The organism is Roseomonas sp. F4, from assembly GCF_053891155.1.
The window spans coordinates 1-15,959 of sequence record NZ_JBSSHK010000001.1 but is presented as its reverse complement, the minus strand read 5'-3'; the positions used below and the strand labels follow the sequence as shown (position 1 = coordinate 15,959).

Annotated in this window: 14 protein-coding genes; 6 read left to right on the top strand and 8 right to left on the bottom strand. The window is 67.5% G+C overall.

Annotated features, from left to right (window positions below):
* Window positions 1-145 precede the first annotated feature (145 nt).
* On the bottom strand, window positions 146-484 hold the full coding sequence (locus ACVFYP_RS00070) for a hypothetical protein (protein ID WP_499198078.1): 339 nt from the start codon (window positions 482-484) through the stop codon (window positions 146-148).
* A 273-nt stretch (window positions 485-757) separates the two neighbouring features.
* On the opposite strand from ACVFYP_RS00070, the gene ACVFYP_RS00065 reads away from it, so the two are divergent.
* Window positions 758-1,705, top strand: coding sequence for a helix-turn-helix domain-containing protein (locus tag ACVFYP_RS00065; RefSeq protein ID WP_499198077.1), 948 nt, complete (start codon window positions 758-760; stop codon window positions 1,703-1,705).
* A 97-nt stretch (window positions 1,706-1,802) separates the two neighbouring features.
* Here ACVFYP_RS00065 and ACVFYP_RS00060 read toward each other — a convergent pair whose 3' ends face one another.
* Together ACVFYP_RS00060 and ACVFYP_RS00055 are read right to left on the bottom strand one after the other, a co-directional pair.
* Window positions 1,803-2,438, bottom strand: coding sequence for a pyridoxamine 5'-phosphate oxidase family protein (locus ACVFYP_RS00060; RefSeq protein ID WP_499198076.1), 636 nt, complete (start codon window positions 2,436-2,438; stop codon window positions 1,803-1,805).
* A gap of 54 nt (window positions 2,439-2,492) precedes the next feature.
* Complete coding sequence (locus ACVFYP_RS00055) at window positions 2,493-3,545, bottom strand: MBL fold metallo-hydrolase (RefSeq protein ID WP_499198075.1); 1,053 nt, start codon at window positions 3,543-3,545, stop codon at window positions 2,493-2,495.
* A 393-nt stretch (window positions 3,546-3,938) separates the two neighbouring features.
* Between ACVFYP_RS00055 and ACVFYP_RS00050 the strand changes: the two genes are divergently transcribed.
* Window positions 3,939-4,715, top strand: a complete 777-nt coding sequence (locus ACVFYP_RS00050) for an alpha/beta fold hydrolase (RefSeq protein ID WP_499198074.1) — start codon at window positions 3,939-3,941, stop codon at window positions 4,713-4,715.
* Between the two features lie 75 nt (window positions 4,716-4,790).
* Here the strand turns inward: ACVFYP_RS00050 and ACVFYP_RS00045 are convergent, their stop codons facing one another.
* Window positions 4,791-5,714, bottom strand: coding sequence for a ring-cleaving dioxygenase (locus ACVFYP_RS00045; protein WP_499198073.1), 924 nt, complete (start codon window positions 5,712-5,714; stop codon window positions 4,791-4,793).
* Between the two features lie 292 nt (window positions 5,715-6,006).
* Between ACVFYP_RS00045 and ACVFYP_RS00040 the strand changes: the two genes are divergently transcribed.
* From ACVFYP_RS00040 to ACVFYP_RS00030, 3 genes are all read left to right on the top strand, one after another.
* Entirely contained in the window at window positions 6,007-8,685 is a 2,679-nt protein-coding gene (locus ACVFYP_RS00040) for an ATP-binding protein (RefSeq protein WP_499198072.1), read from the top strand.
* 114 nt (window positions 8,686-8,799) lie between these two features.
* Window positions 8,800-10,389, top strand: coding sequence for an ABC transporter substrate-binding protein (locus ACVFYP_RS00035; protein WP_499198071.1), 1,590 nt, complete (start codon window positions 8,800-8,802; stop codon window positions 10,387-10,389).
* Window positions 10,390-10,572: 183 nt separating this feature from the next.
* The gene (locus ACVFYP_RS00030) at window positions 10,573-11,217 is read left to right on the top strand and encodes a hydrolase (RefSeq protein ID WP_499198070.1); all 645 of its coding nucleotides are present in this window, start codon (window positions 10,573-10,575) and stop codon (window positions 11,215-11,217) included.
* Window positions 11,218-11,265: 48 nt separating this feature from the next.
* On the opposite strand, the gene ACVFYP_RS00025 is transcribed toward ACVFYP_RS00030, so the two are convergent.
* The 4 genes from ACVFYP_RS00025 to ACVFYP_RS00010 all read right to left on the bottom strand — a co-directional run bounded on the left by ACVFYP_RS00025 (window position 11,266) and on the right by ACVFYP_RS00010 (window position 15,428).
* Window positions 11,266-12,846: an MFS transporter gene (locus ACVFYP_RS00025; protein WP_499198069.1), complete on the bottom strand. Its 1,581-nt coding sequence runs from the start codon at window positions 12,844-12,846 to the stop codon at window positions 11,266-11,268.
* On the bottom strand, window positions 12,839-13,228 hold the full coding sequence (locus ACVFYP_RS00020; protein ID WP_499198068.1) for a DoxX family protein: 390 nt from the start codon (window positions 13,226-13,228) through the stop codon (window positions 12,839-12,841). Before ACVFYP_RS00020 ends, ACVFYP_RS00025 begins: the two co-directional genes overlap by 8 nt.
* Window positions 13,229-13,230: 2 nt before the next feature.
* Window positions 13,231-15,096, bottom strand: coding sequence for an amidohydrolase (locus tag ACVFYP_RS00015; RefSeq protein ID WP_499198067.1), 1,866 nt, complete (start codon window positions 15,094-15,096; stop codon window positions 13,231-13,233).
* Window positions 15,097-15,167: 71 nt separating this feature from the next.
* Entirely contained in the window at window positions 15,168-15,428 is a 261-nt protein-coding gene (locus ACVFYP_RS00010; protein WP_499198066.1) for a DUF1427 family protein, read from the bottom strand.
* Between the two features lie 196 nt (window positions 15,429-15,624).
* Between ACVFYP_RS00010 and ACVFYP_RS00005 the strand changes: the two genes are divergently transcribed.
* The coding region (locus tag ACVFYP_RS00005; protein ID WP_499198065.1) for an IS5 family transposase at window positions 15,625-15,959 on the top strand (335 nt) is incomplete at its 3' end.

Genomic DNA, 15,959 nt, shown 5'->3' with positions numbered 1-15,959 from the left:
GACCGGAGGCCGGTGCCCCACGCCGTGTCATCGTCGGCGCCACCTCACAGCAGCCAGCATGGCGGGCGCATTTGACGGCGCGCCCGCCTCGCATGCGCCGAGCTGCCGCGCAGACACGGCGAGAGGCGGTCGTACCCCTGCAGGATCAGCGCCGCGGTGTCCCGACATTGCCGTCCAGGGGCGCGCCGTAATGCGTCTGTCCCGGCGCGCCCAGCTCGCTGTTGTAGCGCAGGATATAGACCGGCCCACCACCGATGGCCGGTCGGCCGGCGCCGTAGGTCACACGGAATTCGTTGTTGCCGGTCGTTTCCAGCCGGGACACGTCGCCGCCGACCACCGGGCTGCAATTCATCGAATAGACGACTTCGACATTCTCGCCGGAGCCGCGAACTTCCTGCACCTGACAGCTCATCAGTGTCTGGGCGCTGGCCGGCAGCGCGGCCAGCGACGTCAGCAGGGCGGCGGCAATGATGGGGAATTTCATGGCGTGATCCTTCCTTGTGAGGCAGCCGGGCGGATTTGCCAGGCGGCGCTGGGCTCGGTTCTCGGGCGGTAGCGTCGTCGCTGCCGTCGCCATGCATTGGGCCCTGGCTATGGCCGTCCTGGATTGTCTGTTTCGCGCCTCTTCACTCGATACCGAGATATCGGCTGTCGCTGCGGGTCACGCCGCATCGCTCATCGATTTATGTCGATTAACTCACGTCAGGCGGCGCCGGCACGGAGGATGGGCGTCACATCGAGATGCCCGGAGCGCAGCATGAACCCGCCGCCAGTGCTTCCAACCGCCACCGCAACCGGCAGTGATCCGGCGTGTATCGCGCCGCCGCGGCCGACCTATCGGGGGGGCGAGATGCTACGCCAGGCTCATCGACGCTGGAATGCGATCGGTGCATCACTCAGCGAGCTGCGCTGCGGCCCCGCGTTGCAGATATCGCTCTGGGCAGAGGGTACCCAGCTCTCCGTGATACTGGAAGAGATAGGAGGCCGTACCAGCATCTGCGTCAGCCCGCGCAACAGCATGCCGGCGCCGCTCGGAAAGCCGCTCCCGATGTCGTTCATACCGCCACGGCTTCGTGCAAGGGCAGAGACGCGCGGCCTGCGCTATCTCCGTCATCTCGTGCTGCAGTTCGATGGCGGCGCCTTGGCGGAAACGCGGGACAAGGCGGTCGATCTGCAAGGCTTCCTGGCGGACTGGCCGATGTTCTTCTGCCCGCGGCTGCTTTGTCTGGCGAAGGCATTTGCCGACGAATGCGAGAGTCCGGAACCGGAGAGCCAACTCCATGGCGACGGTCTTGCCGCTGAATTGCTGGACAGTCTCGCGCAGCTCGCGGGTTCAGCCGGCCCGTCGGAAGCGCAGGGTCTGCTCGCGCCCTGGCAGCTGCGGCGCGCTGTCGAAATCCTGCGCGAAAGGCTCGACGAGAACGTGCGAATGCACGAGCTGGCAGCGGAAACACGACTGTCCGTGTCCTACTTCTGTCGCGCCTTCAAGGCCTCCACCGGCATGCCGCCGCACCGCTGGCAGTTGCAGGCGCGGATCGAGCGGGTGAAGGAACTCCTGCTCGATGATCGTGATTCGATGGCGGAGATCGCGGTGATGGCGGGCTTCGCCGACCAAGCCCATATGACGAGAACCTTCAGCAGAATGGCAGGCATGAGTCCTGGTGCCTGGCAGCGCCCGCGTCGGGTCGCGCTGAAGGCGGCCTGACGCCGTGCAGCCCAAGGTGCTGGTGAAGTGCTTTTGATGCCTGGCGGCTCGGTGTCGTGACGAAGGGGAGACGCCGTCCCTGAAATTTTCGGATGCGTCAGAGGCCAATTTCGCGCCGGAGGCGTGCATTCTCCGCGCGCAGGGCCGCCAGTTCGTCCCGTATCGGTGCGAGTATGGACGCCAGCTCCGCTTCGGTGAATCGCGGCGTGATGTGCTGGGGGCAGTTCCAGTCGAATGCATCGACAGCGATCAGGACGGTCCGTTCGATCCGCGCGGCATAGTCGGGTACTGCAAGACGCTCGATCAATGCCGGGTCGGCCTGCGCATCGATGACCTGCATGCGCCCGAAGATCTTCAGACGCTGTCGGCGCGGATAGTCCATCACGAAGAGGGAGACGCGGTCATTCGCCGTGACGTTGCCGACGGTCAGGTACTGTCGATTGCCGCGGAAGTCGGCAAATCCCAGCGTCCGCTCGTCGAGCACCCGCAGAAAGCCGATGGGCCCACCGCGGAACTGAACATAGGGCCACCCCGTCTCCGAGACGCTGGCCAGATAGAAGCCATCGCAGGCGGCCACGAAGGCCTGTTCCGCCGCGCCGAGGCGAAGATGGCTGATGTGCTCGTCGGGGGATGCGGCCGGCTCGGCGCGCAGGCTCTTGGCGCTGCCGCCATAGCGGTCACGCGCCTCAAGGACCGATGGCGTGGTCGCAATCTCAAGATATCGGTGCCGCATGACATCGTCTCCTGTCGCCGCCGGGCCTGGCCCGGCGGCGGAATCATCAGGCCTTCAGCTCTGCAGCGCCCAATCCGCGACATCCCACCGAAGCTGCCCTCGATCGGAGATGATGCGGCCGAGGCCTGGGAATGGCATGTGCGTCGCCGCGATCAAGGCGCCCTCCGCGGCCGCCCGGGGAAAGAAGCGATCGCGCATGGCCTGCGCGGCCGCGCGGTCCTGCTCGAACAGGAAGCCCACATCGGTCGCCACCGGATGGATCACCGGGAAGAGCATGTCGGAGACCATGATGAGGCTCTGCCCGGCATCCTCGACCCGCACCCCGATATGACCGGGCGTGTGGCCCGTGAGATCCACGATGGAGACGCCGCGCACGATCTGGCGTTCACCATCGATGGCCTGCAGTCGCGGATAGAGCCGTACCACCTCGGCCGACATGCGGAAGCTGTTCTGCAGATAGTCGGGGGCGCCGCTGCGTTTCGCCGGATCGGTCCAGTGGGTGATGTCGCGCCGGTCGATATGCAGCTCCGCATTGGGAAAGTTCTTCTGTCCGCCGACGACCAGCCCGCCCATGTGATCTTCGTGCATATGGGTGACGATGATGGCGTCGATCTGATCGCGGCGCAGGCCGAGTGCCGCGAGCGCCTGCGGCAATGAGCCGGTCTGCCCGATCGATCCCGCCGGCCCGGTATCCACGAGGATCCGCCGCTCGCCATCCTCGATCAGGTATTGGTTGAAGACGAAGCGGAGGCCGCTCTGCCGGGCCACGAACTGCGTCGTCGCGGCCTGCTCGACCTGTGCGGCCGTGCGGCCCGGGAAGAAGTTGTAGGGCATGTCCGCATAGCCATCCGTCAATGCGGTCACGGTGAAGCGGCCGATGCGGATCTGCGCCAGCGGCGTCACGCTCGCCGGCGGCGTCGCGGCAGCCGCGCCGTGGCGGGTGCCGGCGAGAGGCAGGATTCCGGCACTCAATGCGCCGAGCGAAAGGCCGCGCCCGAAGCTGCGACGAGATAGGTTTGTCATGATTGGCTCCTGGTTTGCCGTGACGCATCCCATGGGGCCCTGGCGCCTCATCGGTCCGCACACAGGCATGGAACAGGCCGACAAGGCGTCCCTGCACGCTCGGCATGTGTCCAGAATGCTCCGGGACCGGGCGTGTCGCTCCACCTCATCTCCTGCTGCTGGACGATAGTGGCCACGACCGCAACCACGTCAGTAAATGGTTCTAAATCGCGATGAAGCGCAGTGCCTGGACGCGGCCTCGGCAAGCCGTTGGTCATGCGATGTCGCAGACGAAGCAGGGGCCGCCGCAATTTAGAAGCCTTAACCACGCGACCACCGGCAGGCCACCTACCATCCGCTTGCACAGCACGGCCAGGATGTCCGAATGCCCATCGAGATACGATCCACCCATTCGCGTTGCTTCGGCAGGCCATGCGCCGAGGCGGTTGTTCAACCCCTAGCGACGCTTCCGTCCGGAGTGGCGCTCCGCCTCAGGAAATGGAGACCATCATGTCGATTGGTAGCATCATTCGGATCGCCACTGCCGGCGTTGCGCTCCTACTCGGCGCGACGCATTCCGGCACAGCACAGGAGCGCACAGCCGTGAAGAACATAGTTCTTGTGCATGGCGCCTGGGCAGATGGCTCGGGCTGGCAGGACGTGCATAGCGCGTTGCGGGCACGCGGCTACGCGGTCAGCATCGTGCAGAACCCGCTGAGCTCGCTCGCCGACGATGTCGCGGCGACACGGCGCGTGCTGGCGCGGCAGGACGGACCGGCGCTGCTGGTGGGCCATTCCTATGGCGGCGTGGTCATCACGGAAGCCGGTCTGGACGAGAAGGTCGCCGGCCTGGTGTTCGTCGCGGCCTTCATGCCGGATGCCGGCGAATCCGTGCTCGGCATGATCGCCGGCGGGGCGCCGCCGCCGCTGCAGCCCTCCAGCGATGGCTATCTGTTCTTCGATCCCGCGATCTTCCCACAGGCCTTCGCGCATGATCTTCCGGCGGAGCGCGGTGCGCTGCTCGCCGATGCGCAGGCCCCGGCCGCCATGGCAGCCTTCTCCGCCCAGGTCACGGTGGCAGCCTGGCGTTCCAGGCCGACAGCCTATGTCGTGGCGAGGGAGGACCGAATCATTCCGCCCGAAGCGCAGCGCCAGTGGGCGGCGCGCGGCAACGCCACGGTCACAGAGGTTCGCGGCAGCCACGCGGTGTATATCTCGCAGCCCGAGGCGGTTGCCGACGCGATCGACCGTGCGGCGCGCGCGACGCCACGCTGAAGGTTGCTTGCATGCAAGCAGAGCATGTGAGGCCAGGAAGGGGCCGCGGGGCGCTGCGCGGGGCCCTCGCCTTTGTCAGGCGAGAATGGGCAGCGCAGCCTCGATGTCGCGTCGGCGGGATTCGAGTCCTGCCGGCAGTTTCAGCGCGGAGCCGAGCATGTCGGCAGGCTCGTCCACGTCAAAGCCGGGCAGGTCGGTCGCGATCTCGAACAGCACATGACCGGGCTCCCGGAAATAGATGGAGCGGAAATAGTTGCGATCCTTCTGCTCCGTCGTGTGCAGCCCATGATCGCTCGCAAGCTTGCGCACCATCGCCGCCTGCGCCGCATCGTCGACGACGCGGAACGCCAAGTGATGCACAGAACCGCGGCCGAGCCGTGCTGCGGCGACGCTGCCGACCGCGCGCAGATCAACGATGCCGCCGATCGCGGTGCCCTCGGCCTGGTAGCGCGTGATATCGCCGTCCCGCCCTACCTCGGTGAAGCCGAAGACATTGCCGAGGACCGTGCCGGTTGCCGCCGTGCCATCCAGCATCAGGCTGACGCTGTGGAAGCCGCGCAGGGCATGCGCGACGGGGATCACGCCATTGTCCCAGGCGGGCTCCGCCTCGATGCCGGCGATGGCCGCCAGTGCCAGGCGCAATCCATCGGGATCGCGGAAGGTCAGCAGGGTTTTGCCGAAGCGCGACGTGCGTTCGATGTGCTGGCCGGCAAGCCGCTTCATCCAGTAGCCGACGGCGGATTCCGGAATCCGGAACACGGTCTCCTGCAGCTCGCCGGCGCCGGCACGGCCAGGCGCCGCGTGGTCCCAGGGGAAGAAAGTGAGGATGGTGCCGGGGCTGCCGGCGGCATCGCCGTAGTACAGGTGATAGGCACTGGGATCGTCAAAATTCACGGTCTTCTTCACCAGCCGCAGTCCAAGGATGCGCGTGTAGAAGTCCAGATTGCCCTGCGCCTTGCCGGCGATGGCGGTGACATGGTGGATGCCGTTGCGGTTCATGCTGCCTGCTCTCCCTGGAAGCGTCCGGTGCTCCAATCCTTCCAGGAAGCAAGCCGGGGTGCCGATGGCGCTAGAACAAATCGCCCGCCGCTTTGCCGTACGACGATTGTCCTTCTGTCTCCGCCGAGACCACTCTTGTCACCGCGCGCTTCAAGCCCATTCCAAACGCCACGGTCCGGGGGGCTGCCCAGGTGCTTTGTCTGGCGTGCACCTGCAATGCAATCTGTGGCAAGAGCGACAAGCCAGTATGAACGGTGCAGGAGTGGTTGTGGCCGGGTCGAAGGTTGAGCAGATGGCTTTCGGTCCCTACCGACTGCTGCCAGGGCAGAAACTGCTTCTGCGCGACGGTCGGGCCGTCAGGCTTGGCGGGCGCGCCTTCGATCTCCTCCACCTCCTGGTACTGCGTGCCGGCAGCGTGGTGAGCCGGAAAGACCTCACCGCCTGGGCCTGGCCAGGACTGTTCGTCGATGAAACCAATCTTCGCGTCCACATTGCCGCACTGCGGCGCATTCTGGGCGAGGACGATGTCCAGGCGCGCTACATCACGACGATGGCGGGCCGCGGCTACTGCTTCGTTGCGCCAGTGTCTGGAACTGCGCCGCCGGAGGCTGGGGTGGCGCAGGCCGTGCATTCCCTGCCCATGCCGCTGGGCCGCATCTATGGACGCGAGGACGCGATCGCGTCGTTGGTCGGGAGGCTGGCCGAGGATCGCTTCGTCACGCTGGTAGGGCAGGGCGGGATCGGGAAGACCACGGTCGCCGTCGCCGCGGCGGGGCGGCTGGCGTCGGAACTCTCCCTCCAGGCCCAGTTCCTGGATCTCGGCCCGCTCACCGACCCGCGCCTGGTCATTGGGACGCTGGTCGGCACGCTCGGGCTGGAATCGTCGGGTGGCAATCCGTTGGCCGCGCTGCAGTCCTTCCTCGCGACACGCCAGATGCTGCTGCTGTTCGACAGTTGCGAGCATCTGGTGACCGAGGTGGCGGAGATTGCCGTCAGCCTGCTGCGCGCCGCACCGGGCCTCCTGGTGCTGGCGACGAGCCGGGAGCCCCTGCGGGCCGATGGCGAATGGGTTCAGCGGCTCGAGCCGCTGCCAACGCCCGTGGAAGGCGGCGATCTCACTGCCGATCAGGCGCTCAACTACCCGGCCGTCGCGCTCTTCGCCGCACGCGGCGCGGCAAGCTGCGAGGGGTTCACGCTCTCAGACCGGGATGCGCCCCTGGTGATCGACATCTGCCGCCGGCTGGATGGTAACCCCCTGGCCCTGGAACTGGCGGCCGGCAACCTGCCGCATCTCGGCCCGGCGATGCTCGCGCAGCGCATCGGTGAGCGGTTCGGGCTGGCGATGCCGGGGCGGCGGACGGGGCCTCCCCGCCAGCGCACCCTGCGTGCGACCCTCGACTGGAGCTTCAAGCTCCTGCCACCCGAGGAACAGGCCCTGCTTCGGCGTCTCGGCATTTTGCGCGGCCCCTTCTCGCTGGAAACGGCGATCGCCGTGGCGGGGGTGGAGGAAGCCGATAGCGTGCTGTTGCGGCTCGCGGCGCTGGCGGACAAGTCGTTGGTGTCAGTGGATGTTGGCGGCCACGATATGACCTATCGTCTGCTCGATGCCACGCGCGCCTATGCAGCGGAGAAGCTGCGCGAGTCCGGCGACCACGATGCGACGGCGGAGCGCCACGCACGCCATCTGCATGACGAACTGCTGCGCTTGCATGAGACGAACGGCTTTGTCTCCGACGACCGCGAGGCACAGCGGCGCCTGCTCAACGAGGTGCATGTCGCCCTCGACTGGGCGTTCAGCGCGGCGGGCCAGTCGGACCTGGCGGTCTCCCTCACCATCGCGGCGGTCCCTCTCTGGATGCGTGTCGCCTTCATCGACGTCTGCCGGCGGCGTGTGGATCAGGCGCTGGCCGCGCTCGGCTCGGGCACGCGCAGCGCGGCAGCCATGCAGCTTTACGAGGCAATGGGCGTGCTTTTGCTGCACATCCGTGGCGCCGGGCCGGAGATGGAGGCGTGCTGGAGCAAGGTGCTGGAAATCGCCGAGAGCCAGGGGAATCTCGAATTCATTCTGCGCGCTCTGTGGGGCCTCATGCTGGCCACCATGCACGCACCGCTTCGACGGCCGCTGGCCTTCGCGCAGCGCTTCTATCGGGAGGCGCAAGCCTCCACCGATCCCGCCGATGTCGCCATCGCTGAACGCATGCTCGGCTATGTCCACCATCTCATGGGGAACCAGATCGAGGCGGAGACGCGCACACGCCGGATGCTCGCACTCTATGTCGATCCGGGCGATGCGCGACACCTGCTGCGCTACAATTTCGAGCCGCGCGTCTCGGCCGAAGTGGCCCTGGCGCAGATCGAATGGCTGCGCGGCGCACCCGATGCTGCGGCGGAGCGCGCCGAACTGGCGCTGGCCCTGGCGCTCAAATCGGGCCACGTGCCTTCGCTGTTCTACGCGATCACGCGCGGGGCGGGTTCCGTACATCTGCTGAACGGCGCGATCGAGGCCGCGGAACGCGCCCTCAAGCCATTGAGCGCCGAACTTTCGGGATATGGCACCTGGCGCCTCTGGACGCTGGCCTATGGGGGCATCTTCCGCATCCGCCGCGGCGCTGTCGAGGAAGGCGTGCAGATGCTCGCGGGGGCCATCCAGGCGATGCCGGAAAACTCCTTCGGGAGTCGCAACTGGCTGTTCCATGCGGAATTGGCCGAGGCCCTGACCCGGCTGGGTCGCGCGAGCGAGGCGCTCTCTGTGCTGGACCTCGCCTTGGCCCGCTCTGCGCGTGTGGAGTACCGCTGGTTCGATCCGGAATTGATGCGGCTGCGTGGCGAGAACTTGCGGGCCCGTGGTGCGGTCGCCGATGCGAAGCTCGTCCTGGAGGAGGCGCTCGAGCTGGCGCGGGCGCAGGGTGCCGTGGCCTGGGTGCGGCGGCTCCAGGGCAGCCTGGCGCGCCCTGCTGGTGGCGCGCCGTGAAGCGGCAGGACCAGCGCATTGCGAGCCGCGTCGACGAGGGTGATCATCCCATGCTGGACAGGCAAAGCGCCGGCACGGCATAAGATCGCCGCCGGTCATTGGGGGGATCATGTGGTGCGTCGCCAGATGCGGCTGGCCCTCGGGTTATTGGCGGCGATGGCGCTGGCGGCGCCGGCCGGAACCCAGACCCTGACCATCGGCCTGTCTGGTTCGCCGACCAGCTTCGATCCGCACTTCCACGCCCATGCGCCAAGCCTCGCGCAGCACCGCCAGGTGTTCGAGCCGCTGGTCGCGCGCAGGGCCGACCTGGCGCTGGAGCCAATCCTGGCGCGGAGTTGGACACCGCTGCCTTCGGGCGATGGCTGGGACTTCCAGATCGACCCCGAGGCGCGCTTTCAGGACGGCACGCCGGTCACCGCCTCCGACGCCGCCGCGAGCCTGGAGCGGGCTGCCACCATTCCGAACAGCCCGGGCCGCTGGACGCCCTTCCTGGCGGAGGTTGCCGGGGTGGAGGTGGTGGATATGCGCAGGTTGCGGATCCGCACGAATGGCCCCGCGCCACTGCTGCCGGGCTCGCTGCCGACCATCCTGATCGTGCCGGAGCGCATCGCCCGCAGCGCGACAACGGCCGATTTCAACGCCGGGGGCGCCGCGATCGGCAGCGGCCCGTATCGGTTGGACAGCCTTCGCCTGGGCGAGCGCCTGACCCTCACGCGCGATGCCGGCTGGTGGCAAGGCTCACGCATGCCCGCCCAGCCCTGGGCGCGCCTCGATATCCGCGTCCTCACCCAGGATGCGGCCCGCGTGGCCGCGCTGCTGTCGGGCGCGGTTGAGGCGATCGAGGCAGTGCCGCCGCGGGATGCGGGGCTGATCGCCGCAGACAACCGCTTTCACTTGGCGCGCAGCCCGAGCGCGCGGCTGGTGTATCTGGCGCCCAGCCAGGCCGCGGCGGCGCCGGGCCTCACCGATGCGCGCGGCGCCGTGCCGCCGCACAATCCCCTGCGCGATATCCGGGTGCGCCACGCGCTGTCGCTTGCCATCAACCGGGATGCGCTGGTCGCGCAGGTGATGCAGGGCGAGGCGGTTGCGGCTGGGCAGTTCCTGCCGCTGGGCCAGCCCGCGGTGGTGCCCGATCTGCTGCCGGACCTCCATCGCCCCGAGGAGGCGCAGCGCCTGCTGGCCGAGGCCGGCTGGCCGGACGGCTTCCGCCTGGTTCTGACAGGCCCGAACGACAGGCTGCCCAATGACGAACGGATCCTCCAGGCCGTGGCCCAGATGTGGGAGAGGGTGGGCATCCGCACCGATGTGCAGGTGATGCCGGCCGCGGCCTTTTTTCCGCGCTTCGTCCGCGGTGAATTCGGGCTCGGTCTCAACAGCTGGAGCGGCACCTCCGGCGAGCCCAACACCTTCCTCGTCGCCCTGCTCGGCGCGCGCGATCCCCAGCGTGGCCGCGGCACCATGAACCCGACCGGATACGCGAATCCGCGCCTGGATGCGCTGATCGACCGGGCAATGGCCACTGCCGACGCGCCGGCACGGCATGCGACATGGGCCGAGGCGACACGTCTCGCCTTCGTCGAGGATCGGGCGATCCTGCCGCTGCTTCATCTGGTGAACATCTGGGGCATGCGCCGGGGCCTGGACTATGAGGCGCGCGCCGATGAACTGACCATGGCAATGGGATTCCGCCCCGCGCCGCGTTGAACGCATGCGCGATGCGTTTTCACACCGATTTACAACATCCTCCGACGCGTGCCGCGCATGGTTGGCGCAAGGGCGGGCCGTGGATGACGCCCATCGCTGGAGCTAATCCCATGCAGATCAAGACAGACCGAACACCGTTCGCCCATGACGCTGCCGCCTCATCATAGCAGCGGGAGTCCCGGTATGAGCACGAAGCGGGGTGTCGACGCCCTTCTGACGCCCGAGGATAGCGTGCTGCTGCTGATCGATCATCAGCCTTTCCAATTTGCCAATCTGCATAGCCACGAGCCGGCCATGGTGGTCAGCAACGTCGTCGGCCTGGCAAAGGCGGCCCAGGTCTTCGCTGTACCAACCATTCTGACCACGGTGCTCAAGGCGCAGGCAGGGCTGCTGATTCCGCAGCTCCAGCACGTCTTCCCCGAGCAGGAGCCGATCGATCGGACCTACATCAATACGTGGGAGGACCAGCGCGTGGTTGCCGCCGTGCGGCGCACCGGCCGCCGGAAGCTGTTGATCGCGGCCTTGTGGACGGAGATGGGTTTGGTCATGCCGGCAATCCACGCTCTCGCCGATGGCTATGACGTCTTCGTTGTTGTCGACGCTTCCGGCGGCATGACGGCGGAGGCGCATGAGATGGCGGTGCGTCGCATGGTGCAGGCCGGCTGCGTGCCCATCACCTGGTTGGCGGTGATGGGCGAATGGCAGCGCGACTGCGCCCGGCAGGGCTCGCTCCCCTGCGTTGCAGATGTTCTGGCCGCGCATGGCGGGGGCAGCGCTGTCGCCCTGGGTTGGGTGCGGCAGTTGCTGGCCGCAGGCCATTCCGCATGACGAGGCAATCGATGGTGCCGGCGGCGCACATCGCCGTGCGGCAGGCGGCTAGCGCTGTCGGATCGCCAGAAGATGGCGCACCGTTGGTGCGTCGGCTCCGATATGAAATCGCCTGACATCATCCTGCATCGCGGCATCGGCCTTGGAAACGCGGCGATGCTGGCGCAGATGCTCGGCCCAGCTTTCCAGCATGAACCACTCCACCAGCCGGTCCGGCGCGGCCGCATCCCCGGTGACGCCCCAGGCACAGGCGCCGTCACGCCGGCGCTCACCAGACAATTGCGTCAGCGCCTTGAGGAAGGCCGGGCGGTCTGCCGTGGCAATGCGATATTCGATCAGGACAAGCACCGGGCCGCCCTCATTCTCGACCGCCTGTGCGACCCGTGGCTCTTGCCAGTGCCGCGATGCGGCCAGATCGGCATCGCCGACCGGCAGTTTGAAGCGATGCAGCAGCACGGCCACCAGTGTCAGCCCGCCGGCGCCGAGCAACAGCGCCGCGGGCACGCCGAACGCCTCGGCAACACCGCCCCAGACCAGGCTGCCAAAAGCCATCGCGCCGTTGAACACAGTGAGATAGACCGCCAACGCCCGGCCACGCACCCAGTTCGGCAGGATCGCCTGCGCGGTGCCGTTGAGCGTGGTCAGGGCGACGATCCAGGCGGCCCCCAACAGCAGCAACGCGATCAGGGCGAGCCCTGATGGCGGGGCGAAGGCCAGCACGGCCATGACCAGAGCCGTGATCGTGGCCGAGAGCAGCATCAGCCCATCCACATCGATCCTTTCGCGCAGCGCCGGCAGGGCCAGGGCACCCAGGATGGCGCCGGCGCCGACCGCACCCAGCATCAGGCCATAGAATCCGGCATCGCCGCCCAGCAGATGCCGCGCCACCAGCGGCAGCATCGCCCAGACCGCGCTGGCAAAGGCGAAGAAGATCGCGGCCCGCAGCAGCACGACATGGAGTTCGCGGCTGGCGCGCGCATAGCGCAGACCGGCGCGGAAGGCGCCCGGGAATCGCTCCGACAGCGGGTCCCTTTCCGTCGCCGCATGTGGCCACCACAGCAGCGCGGCGACGACGATGAGGCAACTCGCCACGTCGGCGCTATAAGTCAGCGCCGCGCCGAAGGAGGCGAGAAGCAGGCCGCCTGCGGCCGGTCCGATGGAGCGCGCCACGTTGACGCCAAGCGAATTCAACGCCACGGCGCCCTTCAGATCTTTTGGCGAAACGAGTCCCGGCACGATGGCCTGCCAGGTGGGTGCCATGAGGGCGGCGCCGATGCCGCCGAGGAAAGTGAGGCCGATCAGGGCCTCGATCGTCATCCGGCCCGAGAGTGACAGCGCGGCGAGTGCGAGGCTGACGGCCCCAAGCAGAAGCTGGACGGCGATCAGCAGCTTTCGACGATCGAGAATATCCGCCAGCACGCCCGCCGGGATCGCCAGCAAGAAGATCGGCAGCGTCCCCGCTGCCTGGATCATCGCCACCGCCGCCGGGCCCGCCGAGAGGTCGGTCGCCAGCCAGAAGCTGGCGACGTCGCGCATGAAGGTGCCGGTGTTGCCGAGGATGGTGGCTGCCCAGAGCACCGCGAAGGTGGTCTGGCGCAAAGGTGCGAAGCTGCCCGAAGCCTCAGCCACACTGCCGTTCCCTGTCACACAGGGCCACCAGCAGGAAGCCACCCGCGAGGCCGAGATGCTCGTAGAAGGCGTTCGCCGTCATGAACCGCTCCTGCCCCGTCGGCAGCGCCCAGTAGCGGTTGGCGATGAAGCTGGCGGACAAGGTGAAGGCAGCCAGCGCGAGCGCACCGAGCCAGCGCAACCGTCCCGTCAGGACCATGGCGCTACCGGCCAGTTCCACCGTGATGGTGGCGATGGCCATCAGCGTGGGAAAAGGCAGGCCGAGATGGGCCAACTCCGCGACGGCGCCGCCGAAATCCAGCAGCTTGTTGAGGCCGCCCTGCAGGTAGGCGGCGCAAAGCCCCAGCAGTCCGATCCAGCCGAGGATGCGGCGCGTTGCCATGTCTAGAACGCCCAGCAGGAGCAGCCGAGCGCGCCCCAGAAGGTCCGGTCATCGCCCGCTGGCGTGCTGGACGCCCAGGCGCGGGCATGATCATGCGCGTGGAGGTTGCAGGCGCTGTCGCAGCAGCGTGCCATGGCGGTGAAGCCGCGTCGTGCCGCCCGACGATCCTGATAGCCGCCGACGCGGCGGACCGGGGACCAGTCCGGCATCGCTGGAGGCAGCGCGGGCGCCAGCGGGGCGAAGTTGCCGGCGCCATGCACGATGCGCCCGCCGACCACCGTCAGCAGGGAGGTGACGTCCTGGATCTCGTCACCGGGGATGGCAAAGTAGTCGCGATCCAGCACGGCGAGGTCGGCCAGTTGGCCCTCAGCGATCATTCCCTTCTTGCCCTCCTCATTGGAGAACCAGGCGACCTTCTCCGTCAGCATCCGCAGCGCCGTCTCGCGGTCCAGAGTGTTGCGCTCCGGCGTGATGCGCAGGCCGCCGATGGTCTTGCCGGTGGTCAGCCAGTAGAGCGCGACCCAAGGATTGTAGGAGGCAACGCGCGTGGCGTCGGTTCCGGCCGAGACCTTCACGCCCATCTCCAGCATCTTTGCCACAGGCGGCGTGGCCTCCGCCGCGCGCGCGCCGTAGCGCTCGACGAAATATTCCCCCTGAAAGGCCATGCGGTGCTGCACCGCGACGCCGCCACCGAGGCGCGCGATGCGGTCGAGGCTTCGCTCGCTGACCGTCTCCGCATGGTCGAAGATCCAGTGCAGATCACCGAGCGGCATCTCCTCGTTCACCTTCTCGAATACATCGAGGGCGCGGGTGATGGTCTGGTCGTAGGTGGCGTGCAGTCGCCAGGGCCAGCGATTCTGCACCAGGATGCGGATGACCGCTTCAAGTTCCGGCTCCATCTCCGCCGGCATCTCCGGACGTTCGAAGCGAAAATCCTCGAAGTCCGCGGCGGAGAAGACCAGCATCTCGCCCGCCCCGTTCAGCCGGAAATAGTCGTCGCCCTGTTGGTACCTGGCGCTGCTGGTCCAGCGGAGAAAGTCGTCCTTCTCGGCCTTCGGCTTCTGGGTGAACAGATTATAGGCGATGCGCACCGTCAGCTCGCCATCGGCGGCCAGCTTCTGCACCACGGCATAATCCTCGGGAAAATTCTGGAAGCCGCCGCCAGCGTCAATCGCGCTGGTCACGCCGAGCCGGTTCAGGTCACGCAGGAAATGGCGCGTCGAGTTGAGCTGGTAGTCGAACGGCAGGGCCGGTCCCTTGGCGAGCGTCGCGTAGAGGATGTTCGCATTCGGCCGCGCCAGCAGCAGGCCGGTTGGCGTCCCGGATGGGTCCCGCTGGATCTCGCCGCCAGGCGGGTTGGGCGTATCCCGGGTGTAGCCGACCGCACGCAACGCGGCGCCGTTCAGCAGCGCCCTGTCGTAGAGGTGCAGGATGAAGACGGGCGTTTCCGGCGCGGCGGCGTTGATCTCCTCCAGCGTCGGCAGCCGCTTCTCGACGAATTGATGCTCGGTGAAGCCGCCTACGATGCGCACCCATTGCGGCGGCGGTGTGATCGCCACCTGGCGCTTCAGCATGTCCATCGCATCGGCGAGGGAGCGCACGCCGTCCCAGCGCAGTTCCATGTTGAAATTCAGGCCACCGCGGATCAGGTGCAGATGGTTGTCGAACAGCCCGGGGATCACGCGGCGCCCCGCGAGTTCGATGATCCGCGTCGTCGGCCCGGCGGTCCGCAGGATGGCGTCGGCATTTCCCACCGCGGAGAAGCGGCCGTTGGTGATCGCCACCGCCTCCGGTGCCGGTCTTGCGCTGTCCAGCGTGGTGATGCGGCCACCATGCAGGATCATGTCGGGTACGGCGGTCTCTGCCACGACGGGGCTCCGGTTCAAGAGGACGGCGGCGGCGAGGCTTGTGGCGAGTTCACGCCGGGTTGCTGCTGGCATCAGCCCGCCTCCCGCCCGGCCGAGCCGTGCCCTGGCAGATGTCCGAAGATGTGCCTGACGCAGTCGCTCCGTCGCGCGGAAACTGCATTTGGGTGGCTGGTGAGGATGCGCCGCATGACCGGCACCACCTGCTCGCCCAGCAGGATGCCGAGCAGACCCAGGAGTGCCACGATCGGCGGCGCGGGAGATCGCACCTGAAGCAACCCGTAGATCAAGCCTACAGGAAGTCCTGTACCAAGCGAGAGGAGATAGAGTTTCACGACAGCCTCCGTCGATCATAGCGATCACGCGTTGATGCGCGAAAGCGGATGCGGCATGGCGGCGATTCGTACGCCCAGGCTGCTCGATGTATTGGATGATTTTACCGTCCTAGGTCGCGTGGAGAAACCTGCGGCTGGGGGTTCCCAGACCGCCGCTGGCGTGATTCCACGCTGATCTCTGGCATGGAGATCAGCGTTGATCCGCGGGCTGCTGACGGACGAGGAGTGGTTTTTCTTCGAACCCTTCGTGGTGTCAGCCAGCCCGCTCGGCGGCAGGCCCGCTCGCGACCACCGGCGAGTGCTCGACGCCATCTTCTGGATCGCGCGCGCCGGCGCGCCGTGGCGTGATCTGCCCGCCGAGTTCGGCAACTGGAACTCGGTGTTCCGCCAGTTCCGGCGGTGGACCGCCTCGGGCTTATGGGACGTGATGCTGGAAGCCTTGGCTGATGGCGGCGGTGACGCCGACCTCCCGCAGATGATCGACAGCACCAGCATCCGGGCGCACCACTGCGCCGCCGGCGGAAGGGGGGG

What these genes read in the sequence shown, in the direction of transcription:
- ACVFYP_RS00070 (WP_499198078.1), bottom strand. Translation starts at nt 484, where the DNA reads ATGAAATTCCCCATCATTGCCGCCGCCCTGCTGACGTCGCTGGCCGCG.
- ACVFYP_RS00065 (WP_499198077.1), top strand. Translation starts at nt 758, where the DNA reads ATGAACCCGCCGCCAGTGCTTCCAACCGCCACCGCAACCGGCAGTGAT.
- ACVFYP_RS00060 (WP_499198076.1), bottom strand. Translation starts at nt 2,438, where the DNA reads ATGCGGCACCGATATCTTGAGATTGCGACCACGCCATCGGTCCTTGAG.
- ACVFYP_RS00050 (WP_499198074.1), top strand. Translation starts at nt 3,939, where the DNA reads ATGGAGACCATCATGTCGATTGGTAGCATCATTCGGATCGCCACTGCC.
- ACVFYP_RS00045 (WP_499198073.1), bottom strand. Translation starts at nt 5,714, where the DNA reads ATGAACCGCAACGGCATCCACCATGTCACCGCCATCGCCGGCAAGGCG.
- ACVFYP_RS00040 (WP_499198072.1), top strand. Translation starts at nt 6,007, where the DNA reads ATGGCTTTCGGTCCCTACCGACTGCTGCCAGGGCAGAAACTGCTTCTG.
- ACVFYP_RS00030 (WP_499198070.1), top strand. Translation starts at nt 10,573, where the DNA reads ATGAGCACGAAGCGGGGTGTCGACGCCCTTCTGACGCCCGAGGATAGC.
- ACVFYP_RS00020 (WP_499198068.1), bottom strand. Translation starts at nt 13,228, where the DNA reads ATGGCAACGCGCCGCATCCTCGGCTGGATCGGACTGCTGGGGCTTTGC.